The sequence below is a fragment of the Pseudomonas sp. S1_G07 genome (genome assembly GCF_054668565.1).
This window is the reverse complement of the sequence record NZ_CP162778.1, coordinates 5,817,615-5,837,049: the sequence shown is the minus strand read 5'-3', so window position 1 is coordinate 5,837,049 and position 19,435 is coordinate 5,817,615. Positions and strand designations below refer to the sequence as shown.

The 19,435-nt window shown below is 59.7% G+C and carries 18 protein-coding genes; 13 read left to right on the top strand and 5 right to left on the bottom strand.

Features of this window, described 5'->3' with window-relative positions; all coding sequences use genetic code 11:
• The first annotated feature begins 232 nt into the window (after positions 1–232).
• The 3 genes from secA to AB4O05_RS26645 all read left to right on the top strand — a co-directional run bounded on the left by secA (position 233) and on the right by AB4O05_RS26645 (position 5,273).
• Positions 233–2,968: a preprotein translocase subunit SecA gene (gene secA / locus AB4O05_RS26655; protein ID WP_460134376.1), complete on the top strand. Its 2,736-nt coding sequence runs from the start codon at positions 233–235 to the stop codon at positions 2,966–2,968.
• Positions 2,969–3,091: 123 nt separating this feature from the next.
• Positions 3,092–4,309, top strand: coding sequence for a bifunctional glutamate N-acetyltransferase/amino-acid acetyltransferase ArgJ (argJ, locus tag AB4O05_RS26650; protein WP_460134378.1), 1,218 nt, complete (start codon positions 3,092–3,094; stop codon positions 4,307–4,309).
• 19 nt (positions 4,310–4,328) lie between these two features.
• Positions 4,329–5,273, top strand: a complete 945-nt coding sequence (locus AB4O05_RS26645; protein WP_460134380.1) for a Nudix family hydrolase — start codon at positions 4,329–4,331, stop codon at positions 5,271–5,273.
• 126 nt (positions 5,274–5,399) lie between these two features.
• Here the strand turns inward: AB4O05_RS26645 and AB4O05_RS26640 are convergent, their stop codons facing one another.
• Genes AB4O05_RS26640 through AB4O05_RS26630 form a run of 3 tightly spaced genes read right to left on the bottom strand, consistent with a single transcriptional unit; the run spans position 5,400 to position 8,980 of the window.
• On the bottom strand, positions 5,400–5,978 hold the full coding sequence (locus AB4O05_RS26640) for a cob(I)yrinic acid a,c-diamide adenosyltransferase (protein WP_460134386.1): 579 nt from the start codon (positions 5,976–5,978) through the stop codon (positions 5,400–5,402).
• Between the two features lies 1 nt (position 5,979).
• Entirely contained in the window at positions 5,980–8,016 is a 2,037-nt protein-coding gene (locus tag AB4O05_RS26635) for a sensor histidine kinase (protein ID WP_460134387.1), read from the bottom strand.
• A gap of 46 nt (positions 8,017–8,062) precedes the next feature.
• The gene (locus AB4O05_RS26630) at positions 8,063–8,980 is read right to left on the bottom strand and encodes a putative 2-dehydropantoate 2-reductase (protein WP_460134388.1); all 918 of its coding nucleotides are present in this window, start codon (positions 8,978–8,980) and stop codon (positions 8,063–8,065) included.
• A 123-nt stretch (positions 8,981–9,103) separates the two neighbouring features.
• On the opposite strand from AB4O05_RS26630, the gene AB4O05_RS26625 reads away from it, so the two are divergent.
• Together AB4O05_RS26625 and AB4O05_RS26620 are read left to right on the top strand one after the other, a co-directional pair.
• Complete coding sequence (locus AB4O05_RS26625; protein ID WP_003193880.1) at positions 9,104–9,589, top strand: YajQ family cyclic di-GMP-binding protein; 486 nt, start codon at positions 9,104–9,106, stop codon at positions 9,587–9,589.
• A 137-nt stretch (positions 9,590–9,726) separates the two neighbouring features.
• On the top strand, positions 9,727–10,569 hold the full coding sequence (locus tag AB4O05_RS26620) for a mechanosensitive ion channel family protein (RefSeq protein WP_460134390.1): 843 nt from the start codon (positions 9,727–9,729) through the stop codon (positions 10,567–10,569).
• A gap of 187 nt (positions 10,570–10,756) precedes the next feature.
• Here AB4O05_RS26620 and AB4O05_RS26615 read toward each other — a convergent pair whose 3' ends face one another.
• Positions 10,757–12,079 (bottom strand): OprD family porin, encoded by a 1,323-nt coding sequence (locus AB4O05_RS26615; RefSeq protein ID WP_460134392.1) that lies wholly within the window; start codon positions 12,077–12,079, stop codon positions 10,757–10,759.
• Between the two features lie 743 nt (positions 12,080–12,822).
• Between AB4O05_RS26615 and AB4O05_RS26610 the strand changes: the two genes are divergently transcribed.
• Complete coding sequence (locus AB4O05_RS26610; RefSeq protein ID WP_460134394.1) at positions 12,823–13,248, top strand: HIT domain-containing protein; 426 nt, start codon at positions 12,823–12,825, stop codon at positions 13,246–13,248.
• 3 nt (positions 13,249–13,251) lie between these two features.
• Complete coding sequence (locus tag AB4O05_RS26605) at positions 13,252–13,458, top strand: SlyX family protein (protein WP_017847119.1); 207 nt, start codon at positions 13,252–13,254, stop codon at positions 13,456–13,458.
• A 70-nt stretch (positions 13,459–13,528) separates the two neighbouring features.
• Here the strand turns inward: AB4O05_RS26605 and AB4O05_RS26600 are convergent, their stop codons facing one another.
• Entirely contained in the window at positions 13,529–14,131 is a 603-nt protein-coding gene (locus tag AB4O05_RS26600; RefSeq protein ID WP_460134396.1) for a cold-shock protein, read from the bottom strand.
• Between the two features lie 409 nt (positions 14,132–14,540).
• On the opposite strand from AB4O05_RS26600, the gene AB4O05_RS26595 reads away from it, so the two are divergent.
• The 6 genes from AB4O05_RS26595 (at position 14,541) to ruvC (ending at position 19,392) form a co-directional block, all read left to right on the top strand.
• Positions 14,541–15,014 (top strand): Dps family protein, encoded by a 474-nt coding sequence (locus AB4O05_RS26595; protein ID WP_460134397.1) that lies wholly within the window; start codon positions 14,541–14,543, stop codon positions 15,012–15,014.
• 182 nt (positions 15,015–15,196) lie between these two features.
• Positions 15,197–15,538 (top strand): ribbon-helix-helix domain-containing protein, encoded by a 342-nt coding sequence (locus tag AB4O05_RS26590; protein WP_460134398.1) that lies wholly within the window; start codon positions 15,197–15,199, stop codon positions 15,536–15,538.
• A 183-nt stretch (positions 15,539–15,721) separates the two neighbouring features.
• Positions 15,722–15,943, top strand: coding sequence for an FmdB family zinc ribbon protein (locus AB4O05_RS26585; protein ID WP_460134400.1), 222 nt, complete (start codon positions 15,722–15,724; stop codon positions 15,941–15,943).
• Between the two features lie 107 nt (positions 15,944–16,050).
• Positions 16,051–17,826 carry an aspartate--tRNA ligase gene (aspS, locus tag AB4O05_RS26580; RefSeq protein WP_460134402.1) on the top strand — a complete coding sequence of 592 codons (1,776 nt, stop codon included), beginning with the start codon at positions 16,051–16,053 and terminating at the stop codon, positions 17,824–17,826.
• Between the two features lie 136 nt (positions 17,827–17,962).
• On the top strand, positions 17,963–18,709 hold the full coding sequence (locus tag AB4O05_RS26575) for a YebC/PmpR family DNA-binding transcriptional regulator (RefSeq protein WP_460134405.1): 747 nt from the start codon (positions 17,963–17,965) through the stop codon (positions 18,707–18,709).
• 158 nt (positions 18,710–18,867) lie between these two features.
• Positions 18,868–19,392, top strand: coding sequence for a crossover junction endodeoxyribonuclease RuvC (ruvC, locus tag AB4O05_RS26570; RefSeq protein ID WP_024077147.1), 525 nt, complete (start codon positions 18,868–18,870; stop codon positions 19,390–19,392).
• Positions 19,393–19,435: the final 43 nt, after the last annotated feature.

Genomic DNA, 19,435 nt, shown 5'->3' with positions numbered 1-19,435 from the left:
AATGCATTACCGGGCCTTCGCCCATGAAATCAATGGGCTCCATGGGTTGAAGTTCACGCAAAAGCCCTTATTTTAAACACGCCCTCTCACAGCCCCATGCCATCATCGGGGAACAACGCCACTTTCCTCACCCACGATTCCGGGTAGAATGCGCGTTCGCATGCGGCCGTGAGGGCTGCTCGGGCCACTCACGGTGCGCCCTCCATCCCTATGTGTGGAAGAACCTGCCGATATGTTTGCGCCTTTGTTAAAGAAACTTTTTGGAAGCAAGAATGAGCGCGAAGTCAAACGCATGCTCAAGACGGTGCAGCTGGTCAATGCTTTCGAAGAGCAGATGGTTGCCCTTTCGGACGAGCAATTGCGCGCCAAGACCCAAGAGTTCAAGGCCCGCATAGCCAAAGGTGAAACCCTCGACAAGCTGCTCCCCGAAGCCTTTGCGGTTGCCCGTGAAGCCGGTAAGCGTGTCATGGGCATGCGTCACTTCGACGTCCAGTTGATCGGCGGCATGACCTTGCATGAAGGCATGATCGCCGAAATGCGTACCGGTGAAGGCAAGACCCTGGTAGCGACCCTGGGTGTTTACCTCAACGCACTGTCCGGCAAGGGCGTGCACGTTGTGACGGTGAACGACTACCTGGCTCGCCGGGACGCCAACTGGATGCGCCCGCTGTATGAATTCCTTGGCCTGACCGTCGGTGTGGTAACGCCGTTCCAGCCGCCGGAAGAGAAACGCGCCGCCTACGCCGCCGACATCACCTACGGCACCAACAACGAATTCGGTTTCGACTACCTGCGCGACAACATGGCGTTCAGCATGGAAGAAAAATTCCAGCGTGAACTCAACTTTGCCGTGATCGACGAAGTCGACTCCATCCTCATCGACGAAGCCCGTACCCCGCTGATCATCTCCGGCCAGGCCGAAGACAGCTCGCGCCTGTACACCGAGATCAACAAGTTGATCCCGCGCCTGGAGCAGCACATCGAGGAAGTGGAAGGCGTGGTGACCAAAGAAGGTCACTTCTCCATCGACGAGAAGACCCGTCAGGTCGAACTCAACGAAGCCGGCCACCAGTTCGTCGAAGACATGCTGACCCAGATCGGCCTGCTGGCCGAGGGCGAGAGCCTGTACTCGGCACACAACCTGGGCCTGTTGACCCACGTGTATGCCGGCCTGCGTGCCCACAAGCTGTTCCATCGCAACGTCGAATACATCGTGCAGGATGGCCAGGTCGTACTGGTCGATGAACACACCGGCCGTACCATGCCGGGGCGTCGCCTGTCCGAGGGCCTGCACCAGGCCATCGAAGCCAAGGAAATGCTCAACATCCAGGCCGAAAGCCAGACGTTGGCATCCACCACCTTCCAGAACTACTTCCGCCTTTACAGCAAGCTGTCCGGCATGACCGGTACGGCCGACACCGAAGCGTTCGAATTCCATCAGATCTACGGTCTGTCGGTGGTGGTCATCCCGCCGAACAAGCCACTGGCACGTAAGGATTTCAACGACCTGGTGTTCCTGACTGCCGAAGAGAAATACGCGGCAATCATCAACGACATCAAGGACGGCATGGCCCAGGGGCGTCCGATCCTGGTGGGTACCGCCACCATCGAGACGTCCGAGCACGTGTCCAACCTGCTCAACAAGGAAGGCATCGAGCACAAGGTCCTCAACGCCAAGTTCCACGAAAAGGAAGCCGAGATCATTGCCCAGGCAGGTCGCCCAGGCGCGCTGACCATCGCCACCAACATGGCCGGTCGTGGTACCGACATTCTGTTGGGCGGCAACTGGGAAGTGGAAGTGGCTTCGCTGGACAATCCTACCCCCGAGCAGGTCGCACAGATCAAGGCCGACTGGCAGAAACGCCACCAGGCCGTGCTGGAGTCCGGCGGCCTGCAGGTGATCGCTTCCGAGCGTCACGAGTCGCGCCGTATCGACAACCAGCTGCGTGGTCGCGCCGGTCGCCAGGGTGACGCCGGTTCCAGCCGTTTCTACCTGTCCCTGGAAGACAGCCTGATGCGTATCTTCGCCTCTGATCGGGTGAAGAACTTCATGAAGGCCCTGGGGATGCAGTCCGGTGAGGCAATCGAGCACCGCATGGTGACCAACGCCATCGAGAAGGCCCAGCGCAAGGTTGAAGGCCGTAACTTCGACATTCGCAAGCAACTGCTCGAGTTCGACGACGTCAACAACGAACAGCGTAAAGTGATCTATCACATGCGTAACACGTTGCTCGCCGCCGACAACATTGGCGAGACCATCGCCGATTTCCGCCAGGACGTGCTCAACGCCACCGTCAACGCTCACATTCCGCCACAGTCGCTGCCTGAGCAGTGGGATGTTGCCGGCCTGGAAGCGGCCTTGAAGAGCGACTTCGGTGTCGACCTGCCGGTCCAGCAATGGCTCGACGAAGACGACCACCTGTACGAAGAAACCCTGCGCGAAAAACTGATGGCCGAGCTGCTGGCCGCGTACAACGAGAAAGAAGAGCAGGCGAGTGCCGAAGCACTGCGCACCTTCGAGAAGCAAATCGTACTGCGCGTGCTGGACGACCTGTGGAAGGACCACCTGTCGACCATGGACCACCTGCGCCACGGCATCCACCTGCGTGGCTACGCCCAGAAGAACCCGAAGCAGGAGTACAAGCGCGAGTCGTTCACGCTGTTCTCCGAATTGCTGGATTCGATCAAGCGCGATTCGATTCGCGTGCTCTCCCACGTTCAGGTGCGTCGCGAAGACCCGATCGAGGAAGAGGCCCGTCTGCGTCAGGAAGCCGAGGTGCTGGCCGCACGCATGCAGTTCCAGCATGACGAAGCGCCGGGTCTGGACGCGCCTGAAGTCATGGGTGAAGAGGTTGATGTGGTCCTGGCTCAGACGCCAGTGCGCAACGATCAGAAGCTGGGCCGCAACGAGCTGTGCTACTGCGGTTCGGGCAAGAAATTCAAACACTGCCACGGCCAGATCGAATAAGATTTTCGCCCGACGCTGCCACACCCCGCGCCGCGACCGGCTTTTGCCGTCGCGGCGTTTTGCCATTAATTTCACCGTCCATCACGACGGCACAGACATCACCTATTTTTGAGGAGCGCATTCATGGCTGTTGGTCTTGGTCCTTTGCCCACATTGCACCCGGTTGCCGGTTTTGAACTGGGTATCGCTTCGGCCGGTATCAAACGCCCGGGGCGCAAGGATGTGGTGGTGATGCGCTGTGCCGAAGGCTCGACCGTCGCCGGTGTGTTCACCCTCAACGCCTTCTGCGCCGCGCCGGTGATCCTGGCCAAGCAGCGTGTTGCCGGCTCAATCCGTTACCTGCTGACCAACACCGGCAACGCGAACGCCGGCACCGGCGAGCCTGGCCTGGTGGCTGCTGCGCGCACGTGCGCCAAGCTGGCACAGTTGGCCGGCGTGGACGCCAGTCAGGTGCTGCCGTATTCCACCGGTGTGATCGGCGAGCCGCTGCCGGTGGAAAAAATCGAAGGTGCCCTGCAAGCCGCGCTGGATGACCTGTCTGTGGATAATTGGGCGGCCGCCGCTACCGGCATCATGACCACCGACACCCTGCCAAAAGGCGCGAGCCGTCAATTCGTGCATGACGGCGTGACGGTCACCGTGACAGGCATCAGCAAAGGCGCCGGCATGATTCGCCCGAACATGGCTACCATGCTTGGCTATATCGCCACCGATGCCAAAGTCTCCCGCGACGTACTGCACAGCCTGATCCTGGATGGTGCCAACAAATCGTTCAACCGCATCACCATCGATGGCGACACGTCGACCAACGATTGCTGCATGCTGATCGCCACTGGCCAAGCCAATCTGCCGGAAATCACCTCCGCCAACGGCCCATTGTTCGCAGCCCTCAAGCAAGCGGTGTTCGAGGTGTGCATGGACGTGGCCCAGGCCATCGTGCGTGACGGCGAGGGTGCCACCAAGTTCGTTACCGTTGAAGTCAACGGCGGCGGCAATCACCAGGAATGCCTGGATGTCGGCTACACCGTGGCCCACTCGCCGCTGATCAAGACCGCACTGTTCGCCTCCGACCCGAACTGGGGCCGCATCCTCGCTGCCGTTGGCCGTGCCGGTGTGCCGGAGCTGGACGTGAGCAAGATCGACGTATTCCTGGGCGACTTGTGCATCGCCAGCCGTGGCGCCCGCGCCGAAACCTACACCGAAGCCCAGGGCTCGGCGGTGATGCAGCAGGAAGAAATCACCATCCGCATCGAACTGGGGCGCGGCGATTGCAGCGAAACCATCTGGACCACCGACCTGTCCCACGAGTACGTGAAGATCAACGCGGAATACCGTACCTGAAGCCTGGAGGATAAGCGCGGTGAAACGAGTGCATGTAGCAGCAGCGGTGATCCGCGGCGTCGATGGCAGGATCCTGCTTGCGCGTCGCGCCGATACCCAGCATCAGGGCGGCCTCTGGGAGTTTCCTGGCGGCAAGGTAGAGGCCGATGAATCGGTCGCCAGCGCCTTGTCCCGCGAATTGCAGGAAGAGCTGGGTATCCAGGTCACCAAGGCGCGGCCGCTGATCAAGGTGCGGCATGACTACCCGGACAAGCAGGTGTTGTTGGATGTCTGGGAAGTCTCGGCCTTCACCGGCGAGCCCCACGGCGCCGAAGGGCAGCCGCTGGAATGGGTGGCCCCTCGGGACCTGCTCAACTATGAGTTCCCGGCGGCCAACGCGCCTATCGTTGCGGCAGCGCGGTTACCCGCCGACTACCTGATCACCCCTGGCGAGCTGGAAACGCCGACGTTGTTACGCGGTATCCAGAAGGCTGTGGCGGGCGGGATCAAGCTGGTCCAGCTGCGGGCGCCCAACGGCTACGACCCCAAGTACCGCGACCTCGCGGTGGATGCCGTGGGCCTGTGCGCCGGCAAGGCGCAATTGATGCTCAAGGGCCCGTTCGAATGGCTGGGGGATTTTCCGGCGGCCGGCTGGCACATGACCTCGGCCCAACTGCGCAAATATGCGAGCAAGGGCCGACCGTTGCCGAAGGATCGCTGGCTGGCGGCGTCTTGCCACAACGCTGAAGAACTGGCGCTGGCGGAGTTGATGGACGTGGATTTTGTCACGTTGTCGCCGGTGCAGCCGACCCAGACCCATCCGGATGCGCAGCCTTTGGGCTGGGAGCAGGCGGTGGAGTTGATCCGTGGGTTCAGCAAGCCGGTGTTTCTGTTGGGCGGGGTTGGGCCTGCCGAGCGGGAACAGGCCTGGGAAGCCGGGGCTCAAGGTGTGGCGGGCATTCGGGCGTTTTGGCCCGAGGGTTGATGGTGTTCTGAAGGGCCTCTTCGCGAGCAAGCCCGCTCCCCCATTTTGGTCGGTGCCCGATTTGGCAATGCGGTCAAATGTGGGAGCGGGCTTGCTCGCGAAGGCGTCAGATCAGACGCTCAATGATCAATGAGGTTTAGCCGCCGCCTGCCACAGAACCTCAGCCACGCCCTGACGTTTGGCAATCACCCGCGCCGCCACAAACAGCAAATCCGACAACCGATTGATATACGCCAACCCAACCCCTTCCAACGGCTCCACCGCATTCAGGTGCTGACACCGCCGTTCCGCACTGCGCGCCAAACTGCGGCACATATGGGCCTGGGCAATCAATGCTGAACCACCGGGCAGGATGAAGTTCTCCAGTGGTCCGACTTCTTCGTTCCAGTGATCAATTGCGTCTTCCAGCCGATCCACTTCCGCTGCATTCAAGGCCTTGTACACCGGCATCGCCAGCTCACCGCCCAGATCGAACAATCGATGCTGGCAAGGCGTAAGTACCTCAATGACCTCTTTGAGTGCCGGGTGCTGACCGCTTTGCTCCTCAAGGCCGGCCAGCAGCAACCCCAGTTGGCTGTTCAACGTATCGACTTCGCCGATAGCCTCCACGCGCGGGTGGTCCTTGGGCACGCGGCGGCCGTCACCGAGGCCGGTTTCGCCGTTGTCGCCGGTGCGGGTGTAGATTTTCGACAGGCGAAAGCCCATGTCAGTGCTCCAGTTGGGTCAGTTCGTGGGGCGGCAGCTGGCTGCCGGCCAAGGGGAGGCGCAGGGTAAAGCAGGTGCCTTGGCCCAGGGTGGAGTGCACCTCCATCTGGCCTTTGTGGTTGTTGGTGATGATGAAGTACGACACCGACAGCCCAAGCCCGGTGCCCTGGCCGATTTCCTTGGTGGTGAAGAACGGCTCGAAGGTGCGCTTGCGCACGTTTTCGCTCATGCCGATGCCGTTGTCTTCGACCTGGATTTCCGCCCACGGCGGGTTGAGGCGCGTGCGCAGGATGATGCGCCCCGGTTCGCGGTCGTCTTCACGCTGGTGAATGGCCTGGGCGGCGTTCTTCAACAGGTTGAGCAACACTTGTTCCAGCTCGTTGGCGGTGCCGGGGACCGGGCCCAGTTGCGGGTCGAACTGGCGGATGATCGCCTGGCCCTTGAAGTCGAAGCCAATCGCCAGGTCGAAGTCGTTACCGGCGATTTCCACCGCCTGGTCGATCAGCGCCGGCAGGTCGCAAGGCGCCATCTGGCGGTTGCTGCGGCGGCTGAAGCTGAGCATATGGGTGACGATCTTGGCTGCCCGCGCCCCGGCTTGCTGGATGCCGTCGAGCAGTTGCGGCACTTCACGGCTTTGCAGGTAATGGTTGACGGTATCCAGTGAGATACCCACTTGCTCGGCATGCTCCAGGTTCTTGGGCAGGTCGGGGGACAGCCGGCGGCGAATGTTCTGCACGTTGTGCAGGATCGCGCCCAGCGGGTTGTTGATCTCGTGCGCCATGCCGGCGGCGAGGCCACCGACGGAAAGCATTTTTTCCGACTGCACCATCATTTCTTCCAGGGACAGGCGCTGGGTGATGTCATCGATACGGATCACTACGCCACGCCCGGCACCGCCGGTCAGCGGGTAGAAGGTCAGCGCGTAATGTTTGGGCTCATCGTCCTTGATCCAGGTGACGCGCTCGATGCGTTCCACGGTGTGCTGCTCCACCGTGGCCTTGAGCTGTGGCAAGTAAGGCTTGAGCGGTTGGAAGGCGAGGTAGATCGGTTGATTCAGCGCTTCATCCAGGCGTGTGCCGGAAAGCGCGCTGGCCTCCTGGTTCCACTGGGTGACATAGAGCTGTTCGTCCAGGGCGATCAGCGCCGACGGCATCGAGTCGATGATGCTGTTGAGGTAGTTCTGGAAACCGGTGAGTTTTTTCTCGATCTTGCTGCGAACCTGGACTTCCAGCTCCAGCTTGCGGTTGGTGTGGCGTGTTTCTTCGGCCAGCCCTTGTGCCTGGTCGTAGGCGGCCTGGGAGTCGTCCCGTGCGCGCTTGAGCTGCTGCTCGCGGGCTTCGATACGCGACAGCATGGTGTTGAAGGCTTCGGCGAGGCTGCCGATTTCGTCACGGTTGCCACGGCCGGCGCGCAGGGCATAGTTCTCTTCGCGTGTGACCTGGCGCGACAGCTCTTCCAGTTCATGGATCGGCCGGGTGATCAGGCGCTTGATCTGCCGGGCGATGATCAGCCATAGCAGTACGCTGAAAATCAGGATGCCCAGGCTGGCTGTCAGCGTACCGGTGTAGAAGGCCACCGGCAGCTCACTGCTGGCCACCAGCAGCAAATGCCCGGAAGCCTGGCCGGGGCGGGGCAGGGTGATCACCTGGTTGCTGCGAAACTCGGTGATGCGCCAGTCCTCGATATGCCGGTAGTTGTCCGGCAGGTGCAGGCGATCGCCGTGCTGCATCTGCGCCAGGCGGTTGCCTTCGCCGTCATACAGCGCGGCGGCGCGCAACGGCGAATAGCTGGTCAGCTCATTGAGCAGCGCATCGGCCTTGGCGGGGGACTCGAGGGCCTCGGCGGCGAGGGCCGGGTTGGAGACCAGGCGCCCGATGGCCTGCAACGCCTGGGGTGCCATGCTTTCCTGGGAGATCCAGTAGGCGGCGCTGATAAAGGTCAGGTTGGCCACCAGCAATACAGTGGTCAGCAGCACCAGTAGGGCAGCCAGCAGTTTCTGCCCGACCGGTAGGTTTTCTAGACGCTGGCGCAGCTGCATCAGGGTTTTCCCAGGAGATAGACAGGCGGGCAGGGTAGCGCGTGCTTCAGTCGCGGGGCAATCGGCGTGCAATTAACTGCTCAACCAGGCGGATGTGCAGTTGTTGCACATGCGGCAGGTTCAATTGGTGACGAACTGCCGCCTGGCAAGCATAGCCCAGCAAGTAGCTGATTTCAGTGCGACGGGCGTTGGCGACGTCCTGGTACATCGACGAATAGTTGGCGGCCGTGGCGTGGATCACCCGTTCCACTTCGTGCTGAAGATCCTGCGCGGCGGCGGGCTGGCCACAGCAGTGCAGCAGTTCGGCGAGTTCGTCGCACAGGGTCGCCACTTCGCATTGATGGGCTTGCAGTTCGCCGTTGCGGCACTGGTACAGCACTGTCAGCGGGTTGATCGCGCAATTGAGTGCCAGCTTGCGCCACAGGCGCGTAAGAATGTCAGTGCTCCATTCGTGGGGAATGCCGGCGGCGTGCAGGTCGTCCAGCCACACGGGCGGCGTAGGATGGCCCACATCCCCAAGCCAGGTATAGCCGTGCCCGGCGAACACCACGCGCCATTCGCCGTCGCGGAACGCGCCTTCGGTGCTGGAGGCAAAAATGCAGCGTGCCTGGGGCAGTTGCGCGGCCACCGCGTCCTGGCTGCCGAGGCCGTTTTGCAGCAGGATCAGTTCGGCGTCGGGTGCGAGTCGGTGCTGCAGTTGTGCGACGGCGCTCTGGGCATCGTAGGCCTTGCAGGCCACCAGCAGGCGATGAATCGGCTCGGCGCTGTCGGGTATTTCGCCGATTACCGGGTAAGTGTGCGCTACGCCTTGCTCCACCAGGGTCAACCCGGGGGCAGCCTGGTAGCTGGCCAGGCGCGCGGCATCGCGCAGGATCAACCTGACAGGCACGCCGGCCCGCGCCAGGCGAGTGGCCCAGAGTGTGCCCAGGCTGCCAGCGCCGAGAATATGCCAGGTGGTCGACATCAGTGTGTGCTCCGTTGGGTCGCCTGCGGTGAACGGGGCGAAAGAACCGCTATAATGCCCCGGCATTTTAGCTCGGGCGCGCTCCATCTCTACTGAGCTCGCCCCTTATATTGGAGATATGACATGCCTTCGTTCGACGTGGTATCCGAACTGGACAAACACGAAGTCACCAACGCCGTCGAGAACGCCGTCAAGGAACTGGACCGTCGCTATGACTTGAAAGGCAAGGGCAGCTTCGAATTCAAGGAAAAGGAACTGACCGTCAACCTGACCGCTGAAGCCGATTTCCAGCTGGAAGCGATGATCGAGATCCTCAAGCTGGCCCTGGTCAAGCGCAAGATCGACGTGCAGTGCCTTGAGGTCAAGGATGCCTACGCCTCCGGCAAGCTGATGAAGCAGGAGGCCGTGCTCAAGGAAGGCATCGACAAAGAACTGGCAAAGAAGATCGTTGCCCATATTAAGGATGCCAAGCTTAAAGTCCAGGCCGCCATCCAGGGTGAGCAGGTACGGGTTACCGGCAAGAAGCGTGACGACCTGCAAGAGGCCATCGCGGCCCTGCGTGCCAAGACCTTCGACATGCCGCTGCAGTTCAATAACTTCCGCGACTGATGGCACTTTGCGGAACCTGAAGGCGTTTTTGACGTCCCACGCCCCGGAATCCCTCGCCTACACTTGAGCCCTACGGGGCTCATTTGCGTTTTCAGGCAGTCAATAAAGCCGTACATCCGCGAAACAGGAGAAGCTACATGGATTTAAACGCTGAAATGGATCACTTGATCAAGACCTCGCAGTCGTGGATCCCGATGATCATGGAATACGGCAGCCGCGTATTGCTGGCGGTGATCACCCTGGCCATTGGCTGGTGGCTGATCAACGTATTGACCCACCGAGTAGGGCGCCTGCTGGCCCTGCGTAACGCCGACCTGGCGCTGCAGCACTTCATCACCAGCCTGGCCAATATTGCGTTGAAAGTCATGCTGATCGTCAGTGTGGCCTCGATGATCGGCGTGGCAACCACCTCGTTCGTTGCCGCGATTGGTGCCGCAACCCTGGCCATCGGCCTGGCGTTGCAAGGCAGCCTGGCCAACTTCGCCGGTGGCGTGCTGATTCTGCTGTTTCGCCCGTTCCGCATTGGTGACTGGATCGAAGCCCAGGGCACCTCGGGGACCGTCGACAGCATCCAGATCTTCCATACCGTGCTGCGCACCGGCGACAACAAGACCGTGATCGTGCCTAACGGCATCCTGTCCAACGGCATCATCACCAACACCAACCGCCAGCCGACTCGCAAGGTGGTGTTTGACGTCGGGGTGGACTATGAGGCAGATCTGCAGAAGGCTCGTGAAGTGCTGCTGGAGCTGGCGAAAGATCCACGCGTACTGACCGACCCTGCGGCGGTGGCTGTGGTTTCGACTTTGGGCGATAGCTCGATCACCGTTTCCCTGCGCTGCTGGACCAACACCCCCGATTATTGGGATGTGGTGTTCATGCTGAATGAACTGGCGCGTGACCGTTTAAAGGCTGCCGGGATTGATATTCCGTTTCCGCAGCGAGTTATTCGGGTTATGCAGGAAACTTCTACCAAGTAATTAGCAATAGTTCTTGATGGTAAACTTGTCCTAAGGATCAAGTTTCGGGTGATATGGAAAGGATAGTTTGCTAGCTATTTAGTCGGAACGATTAATCTGTCATTCCGTTGTAATAAAAAAACCGCGTACCTGAAGAGGTGCGCGGTTTTTTTTATCTGTATTTAACCGGGGTTGGAACCCGTGGTTATTACAAGATGCTCAGCGGGTATTCGACAATCAGACGGGTGTCATTGTTGTCGGCCGAATAACCACTGTAGGCGCCGTTAGAGCGATACATGGCGAAACGCAGACGGAACGACAGGTCTTTGGCCGGGCCGCTTTGCATGACGTATTTGGACTCGGCGTTCCACTCGTTTTCCTTACCTTCACCCAGACCATTGGTCTTGATGTTGTCGCCTTTGACGTAACGGGTCATGAAGCTCAACCCAGGAACGCCGTAGGACGCCATGTTAAGGTCGTAGCGAGCTTGCCAGGAACGTTCTTCCCGACCTACGAAGTCGGAGATCTGGATGGAGTTGGCAAGGAAGATCGTGCCGTTGCCGTCAACGCCATAGTAGTAACCGTTGTCACCGCTGGAGCGTTGGTGAGCGATGGTGAACTTGTGAGCGCCGATGCTATAGGCGGCCTGCAAGCTCCACACGTTGTTGTCGACCCCGGTGGTACCGTCGCCGATCATGTCGACCAGGTCGCCGCGCTTGTCGCCACGCGTGCGGTACCCGTTAAAGTCGAAATTCAGCGACTGGGTGTCGCTCATCGGCAGGGTGTAGTTCAGGTTGACGTATTGCTTCTTGAAATACTGATCAACGTCCGATGCCGCGAAGGTACCGGTGAAGCTATCGGTGAATGCGTAGGTGGCGCCGAAGATGTTGGCTGCGGTCAGACCTTTGCCGCTGTCGAAACCGTCGGAAACGCCGCCGATGCTGTCGCGACCCATGCCGGTTTGCTTGCTCAGGGCAGTGAAACGCCCTGCGCTCAATTCCAGGCCTTTGATTTCAGTGGAGGTGATCATGGTGCCTGTTGCGATTTCAGGCAGCAGACGGCTATCGTCAGTCGAGAACACAGGGCTGGCGACGGTTTGTTGACCGTATTTCAGAACAGTGTCGGAAAGACGGAACTTGATCGCTGCGCCGCCCTTGGACTGAGTCTTTTCAGGGTTGCCATCACTGTCGTTGGCGAACAGACCGTTACCGCGACGGCCCGAACCGCCATCCAGCTTGGCCGAGCCCATGACGAATGCGTCAAGGCCAACGCCAACGGTGCCTTGCGTGAAGCCGGACTTATATTGGAGCAACTCGCTGATACCGGTGTCCTGACGATAGCCGCTTGTGCCCGAAGAAGGGTTACTTGCGCCGTTCTTGTAATCGCGGTTCATGTATTCCATGCGAGTCTTGGCCGTGAGGCTTTGATCTTCGATGAAACCCTTGGAATCGTCCTGGGAGGACGCCATTGCGAACTGCGAGGTGCCTGCTGAAACAGCCAGGGCGATCATGCTCCACTTCATCACGCGCATCGTGATTTGCTCCTTTGGTTTTCGGAAGAGTACTGCCGTCCCACCTGTATTTTTATCTGGGCGGCTCTTTCTTTTTTGTGTCGGCGCAAAGTTATATCACGCAGACCCTTATTGACGATACTTACCCATCTTTCCTTTCAGCTTCTTTACGAGGCTGTCGTAAATTGCTAGCTCCATGTCGCAAATTCACAGTCCGAATGTCACTGGACTGACAACTTCAATGCTGTTTTCAAACGCCTTTGAGTGTTTGAAGTCTTCCTTGGTGTGCATTGATACGCAGTTGGTTTTTATCGCGAAACACCTGCTTCCGAGCAGATGTCGTTGTCGACGATAGGGGGGTGAATGCAACAAGCGTGCACAAAGCCGGTAACCCAATGTCATTTTTTCGTGAAAAATGTGATGGGCGTGTAAAAACCGCATAAACACGGGCTTTTTACGCCGTTTGGTTTGGGCTTGACGTGCATGTGTTACCCCCTGTTCGTCGGTACGAAAAACCTGTGTCGGTGAAAAACGTTACCGGTCCACCCTTAAGTGGGTAGCGGTGGATCGCTTTGAGGCACAGGTGGGTCATTTTGGTGCATCCCGGTGAAGCCCGAGTTAGCGTAGCTCAAATATCGGCTTGCCTCGAAAGAGTGCAGTTTTTTTTCCGCTTGCCATGGCGCACGGTGCAATGGCCGTGAAGCCTTGCGCGTTCGAAGGTATGCTGGGCCCCTGAACCTGACCAGCTGAATGGAGTGCCCGCAGTGTTCGCCTTAGATCAACGCCTGCAACAAGATACAAGGTATATCGGGGACTTCCCGCTGTGCCGCCTGCTGCTGTCCAAAGACTCGAACTACCCCTGGTTCATCCTGGTTCCGCGCATCAACAATATCAGCGAGGTGTTTCAGCTCGATGACCCAGATCAACAAACGTTGTGGCAGGAGACCACCGCGCTTGCGCAGTTGCTGAACGACGGCCTGGGCGCCGACAAGATGAACATCGGTGCGTTGGGGAATGTTGTCAGCCAATTGCACGTGCATGTGATCGTACGCAAGCGCGATGACGCCGCCTGGCCTGCGCCAGTGTGGGGCAGGCACCCGGCCCGGCCTTACACTGAAGAGCAAGTGGCGGCCATCCGTGCGCGTCTGCGCGAGCTGCTGCCCGCCGACTTCATCTTTGCCCAGGACTGAATCATGGACTTGCAAGATCGCGTTACCGATCTGGAAAGCCGCCTGGCCTTCCAGGACGACACCATCGAGACCCTCAATGACATCCTGGTCACCCAGCAGCGAGCGGTGGAGCGCCTGCAACTGCAGATGACCGCACTGCTCAAGCGCCAGGAAGAAATGGGTGGCCAGTTCGAATCATCTGAAGAAGAAGCGCCGCCGCCTCATTACTGACTGCGCGTGCAATAAAAAACCGCGGCCCAATCAATGCCGGGTCGCGGTTTTTTTTCTGCGAAAGCCGGTATCAGCGACGCGGCAGTGCTGCGATCACGTCTTCGGCTTGCAGGCCCTTGTCACGATTCATCACGGAGAACTCCACGCGCTGGCCTTCCACCAGGACACGATGGCCTTCGCCGCGAATGGCCCGGAAGTGGACGAAGATATCGTCGCCCGAATCGCGGGAAATAAAGCCGAAGCCTTTGGATGTGTTGAACCACTTGACGGTACCGGTATCCCGATTGCTCATGTCGTAGTTTTGCGACGTGGCTGCCGGGGACGAGCGGTAGAAGCTGATAGCCAGGTGAAGAACGATGGCGACCACCGCGATGACCAGGCTGAGCAGGATAGCCGGATGGCCACCGACTTCAGGCATGGGGGCCAGGAGGGTGAGGGTTTGTACGACAACGGTCAGTATCAGCAGCGCGCTGACCAGGTTTTGCAGTTGATGACGCGTGCCTTTGTTCCAGTAAGGGATTACCGGCGCGAGCGTCAGGTTGAGAAGGCCGAACAAGGCCAGGTACAAAGCATCATGTTGTTGCAGGTAGGGCAGGCTTTCAGGCTGCAGGCTCGGGATAAAGGACAGCAGCAAAGCCGCAACGCCCGTTAGCAGGTGGACGATTTTCAACATTTTGATTAACTCACGTTTAGACGGATCACAAGGAAGAGCTGACCGGCACGGTTCGCTTCTGAACAATGGGAGGCGTTGGGCACGTGCGCGGGTATCAGCCTATATCGCTTGCCATGGAGATTAACGGCGGCGACACGCTGCCTATTTAACAGCAAAGGCTGTGCCTACTCAAATCAAGCATTTGCGGGGGTTGCAAGGCCCAGGGCATTTCTACGGCAAACACTTGTCCTAGATAGGTGCGGACGTTTTGAGTCGCGCTCAGGGAATTTTCCTACCTCGCTACTGGGGGTGGCCGCCACGCAGTGGCGATTTGCCGCATCGTCTCTCGGGTGGCTGCGCGCCGCTGGCACTCTTGCTAGAGTGGTCTTGCACCTGGTCAATGAATGCTTGTCAATTGAAGGGGATAAACATGGCAATCGATATCGGTATCAGTGAAGAAGATCGTAAATCTATCGTTGATGGGCTTTCACGACTGCTTTCCGATACCTATGTACTGTATCTGAAGACCCACAATTTCCATTGGAACGTCACGGGCCCCATGTTTCGTACGCTGCACCTGATGTTCGAGGAACAGTACAACGAGCTGGCGCTGGCCGTGGACTCCATTGCCGAGCGTATCCGCGCCCTGGGTTTCCCGGCACCGGGCGCCTATTCGATCTATGCCCGTCTTTCTTCGATCAAGGAGGAAGAAGGCGTGCCCAGCGCGGAAGAGATGATCAAGCAGTTGGTGGCGGGCCAGGAAGCCGTTACGCGTACCGCGCGCGGTATCTTCCCGTTGCTCGACAAGGTCAGCGATGAGCCGACCGCGGACCTGCTGACCCAGCGTATGCAAGTGCATGAAAAAACCGCGTGGATGCTGCGTTCCCTGCTCGAAGATAAGTAAGTATCGAGCCTGAGCGGTGCCGTCCTGGTGCCGCTCGCTTGTTTCTCCGCATTTCCTGGCGTTGTCCTACAACTATCAACTCCGCGTCTTCTGGCTGTTCCCCGTGCTCCTGCTGTTCCATAGGCTGATCGCCCAATGGGAGCAACCCATGGGCTGCTGTTTGGCAATGGAGTGTCAGGTGTATGTCACGCGGAGTGGGTAATGGAGTGATGGAAACCTGTGGTTTTCATAAGTTAAAGGTCGACCCCTTTGCCAAGGGGTTCGACATGGGGCTGGCCAGGCCACTGTCCCGATCAGTCAGGCTCAATGGTTTTTCAACCTGCCTGCGGCTTGAGCAGATCTATTGGAATATCCTCACGGAAATAGCCCGGCTCAACGCCTGTTCAGTCAGCGCATTGCTGTCGTACGTCGATCGGGAAGTGCACTTGCGTTATGGCGGTGTGAAGAACTTCAGCGGGCTGGTGAGGGTGGTGTGTGTGGTTCACCTGTTAAAAGCACGTGTGACCTCGTCACCCCCCGAGTAGTCCGGTGGCCCCCGGGGCCGGCCCGCTGTTGTCCCGGCGGGCGAGGCCCCGGGCAGAAAGCCGGCTGCGCTGCCTCGATTTACCAGATATAATCCCGCGCTTTGCTGCCGTCGGGCCTTCCCCCCTGTGCTCTCTACAGGAGCGGGCGCGGCAGAGTAACGATCTGATCGCCGAGACATCGCCATGCCCATGTACGACTATCAATGTGTTTCCTGTGGTCATCAGTTGGAAGCCATCCAGAAGATCAGCGACGCGCCGCTGGTCGATTGCCCGGCCTGCCAGGCACCCGAGCTCAAGAAAATGTTGTCCATGCCGGGCTTTCGCCTGAGTGGCAGCGGCTGGTACGAGACCGACTTCAAGACCGGCTCGAAGAAGAACCTGGCGGGCGGCGACAAAGCAGACTGAGTTGAACTCTACGCGCAGGCTCCTGCATTATCCGTCCCCTGCTTAACTGTACGGTGACGAGGCAAGCCTCCATCGAATTTCGAATTACGAGAAGTGAAACCACTACCATGATGCGCAGCCACTATTGCGGCCAACTGAACGAGACCCTGGATGGTCAGGAAATTACCCTTTGCGGATGGGTTCACCGTCGCCGCGACCACGGCGGGGTAATCTTCCTCGATATCCGTGATCGTGATGGTCTCGCCCAGGTGGTGTTCGACCCGGACCGCGCCGAGAGCTTCGCCGCCGCCGACCGTGTGCGCAGCGAATACGTCGTGAAGATCACCGGCAAGGTGCGCCTGCGTCCGGCCGGTGCCGTGAACGCGAACATGGCGTCCGGTGCGATTGAAGTGCTGGGCTACGAACTGGAAGTGTTGAACGAGTCGGAAACCCCGCCGTTCCCACTGAACGAATACTCCGACGTGGGCGAAGAAACCCGCCTGCGCTACCGCTTCCTGGACCTGCGTCGCCCGGAAATGGCCGAGAAGCTGCGTCTGCGTTCGCGCATGACCACCAGCATCCGCCGCTTCCTCGACGAAAACGGCTTCCTCGACGTTGAAACGCCGATCCTGACCCGGGCCACCCCGGAAGGCGCGCGTGACTACCTGGTGCCTAGCCGTACCCACGCCGGTTCGTTCTTCGCCTTGCCGCAATCGCCTCAGCTGTTCAAGCAACTGCTGATGGTGGCTGGCTTCGACCGTTACTACCAGATCGCCAAGTGCTTCCGCGACGAAGACCTGCGCGCCGACCGCCAGCCGGAATTCACCCAGATCGACATCGAGACCAGTTTCCTCGATGAAAAAGAGATCATGGGCATCACCGAACAAATGATCCGCAACCTGTTCAAGGAAGTGCTGGACCTGGAATTCGGCGAATTCCCGCACATGACCTTCGAAGAAGCCATGCGCCGCTACGGTTCCGACAAGCCAGACCTGCGCAACCCGCTGGAACTGGTGGATGTGGCCGACCAGCTCAAGGACGTCGACTTCAAGGTGTTCAGCGGCCCGGCCAACGACCCGAAATGCCGCATCGCCGCCCTGCGCGTGCCCGGCGGCGCGAGCATGCCGCGCAAGCAGATCGACGACTACACCAAGTTCGTCGGCATCTACGGTGCCAAGGGCCTGGCGTACATCAAGGTCAACGAGCGCGCCAATGGTGTTGACGGCCTGCAGTCGCCGATCGTGAAGAACATCCCGGAAGCCAACCTGAACGTGATCCTCGATCGCGTGGGCGCGGTCGATGGCGATATCGTGTTCTTCGGTGCTGACAAGGCCAAGATCGTCGGCGAAGCCCTGGGCGCCCTGCGCATCAAGCTTGGCCACGACCTGAACCTGCTGACCTGCGAATGGGCACCGATGTGGGTCGTTGACTTCCCGATGTTCGAAGAAAACGACGACGGCAGCTTCAGCGCCTTGCACCACCCGTTCACCGCGCCGAAGTGCTCCCCGGCGGAGCTGGAAGCCAACCCGGCGGGCGCCTTGTCCCGCGCCTACGACATGGTCCTGAACGGCACCGAGCTGGGTGGCGGTTCGATCCGTATCCACCGTAAAGAGATGCAGCAAGCGGTCTTCCGCCTGTTGGGCATCAACGAAGCGGAACAGGAAGAGAAATTCGGCTTCCTGCTCGATGCCCTCAAATACGGCGCGCCGCCGCACGGTGGCCTGGCCTTCGGCCTGGACCGTCTGGTGATGCTGATGACCGGTGCCCAGTCGATCCGCGAAGTGATCGCCTTCCCGAAAACCCAGAGTGCCGCGGACGTCATGACCCAGGCGCCGGGCGTGGTGGATGCCAAGGCCCTGCGCGAGCTGCATATCCGTCTGCGCGAGACGCCAAAGGCTGAGTAAGGCTGCTGCGTGAAAGCGCTATAGAGTTTTACGCAGTCAAAAAGGCGCATCTTCGGATGCGCCTTTGCGTTTAAAAGAGGGAATTCCCGCCTGGGGCGGGATTGATAAGGTTTCTAGAGAATTTCGGAGTTGTGTTATGGCTGGCCATTCCAAGTGGGCGAACATCAAGCACCGCAAAGAGCGTCAGGATGCCAAGAAAGGCAAGATTTTCACCAAATGGATCCGCGAACTGACCGTTGCCGCCCGCCAGGGCGGAGGGGACCCAGGCTCCAACCCGCGCCTGCGCCTGGCGCTGGACAAGGCCCTCGGTGCGAACATGAGCCGCGACATCATCGACCGCGCTGTGGCCCGTGGTGCCGGCGCAGCCGACACCGACGACATGGTCGAGCTGACCTATGAAGGCTACGGCCCGGGCGGCGTGGCGGTGATGGTCGAGTGCATGACCGATAACCGCAACCGCACGGCAGCCGCTGTGCGCCATGCGTTCAGCAAGTGCGGTGGCAACCTCGGTACCGACGGTTCGGTGGCCTACCTGTTCGAGCGCAAGGGCCAGATATCCTTCGCCCCGGGCACCGATGAAGACGCGCTGATGGAAGCGGCGATGGAAGCCGATGCCGACGACGTGGTGACCAACGAAGACGGCTCCATCGATGTGTTTACCTCGTTCGCCAGCTTCTATGCAGTGCGTAACGCGCTGGAAGCGGCGGGGTTCAAAGGCACCGACGCGGAAATCGTGATGCTGCCGACCACCAGTGCTGAACTGGACCTGGAGGGTGCCCAGAAGGTGCTGAAGATGCTCGATATGCTCGAAGACCTGGATGATGTGCAGAATGTGTATTCGAATGCCGACATCCCCGAAGATGTCGCCGCACAGTTAAGCTGAGGAGCGACATCGATCAAAATGTGGGAGCGGGCTTGCTCGCGAATGCGGTGCATCAGTCGATAAATTCGGTGACTGACACTTAGCTTTCGCGAGCAAGCCCGCTCCCACATTGGATTCTCTCTGTATCAAAAAATGTGTTTACCCAACCCGCAGGCGTTATGACTTTAATCCTAGGTATCGACCCCGGTTCGCGCATCACCGGTTTTGGCGTGGTGCAGCACACCCCACGTGGCTGCGTGTACGTCGCCTCGGGCTGCATCCGCACCGGCGCGGGCGAGCTGGCCGAACGCCTGCAGATTGTCTATCGCGGCGTGCGCGAAGTGATCCAGACTTACGGCCCGGTCACCATGGGCATCGAAAAAGTGTTCATGGCCAAGAATGCCGACTCAGCGTTAAAGCTCGGCCAGGCGCGTGGCGCGGCCATCGTCGCCGGTGCCGAGGAGGGCATGGAGATCGCCGAGTACACCGCGACCCAGGTCAAGCAAGCCGTGGTCGGTACCGGCGCCGCCAATAAAGAGCAGGTGCAGATGATGGTCATGCATATGCTCAAGCTCACCTCAAAACCGCAGATCGACGCCTCCGATGCCCTGGCCATTGCCATTTGCCATGCGCACACCCGTTCCAGCCTGCTGCCTCATGGGCTGGGCACGGCACGTAGTCGTGGCGGGCGCCTGCGTCTCTGATAGCATCGCGCAATTGTTATTCCCGGTCAGGCCCTGATCTGAC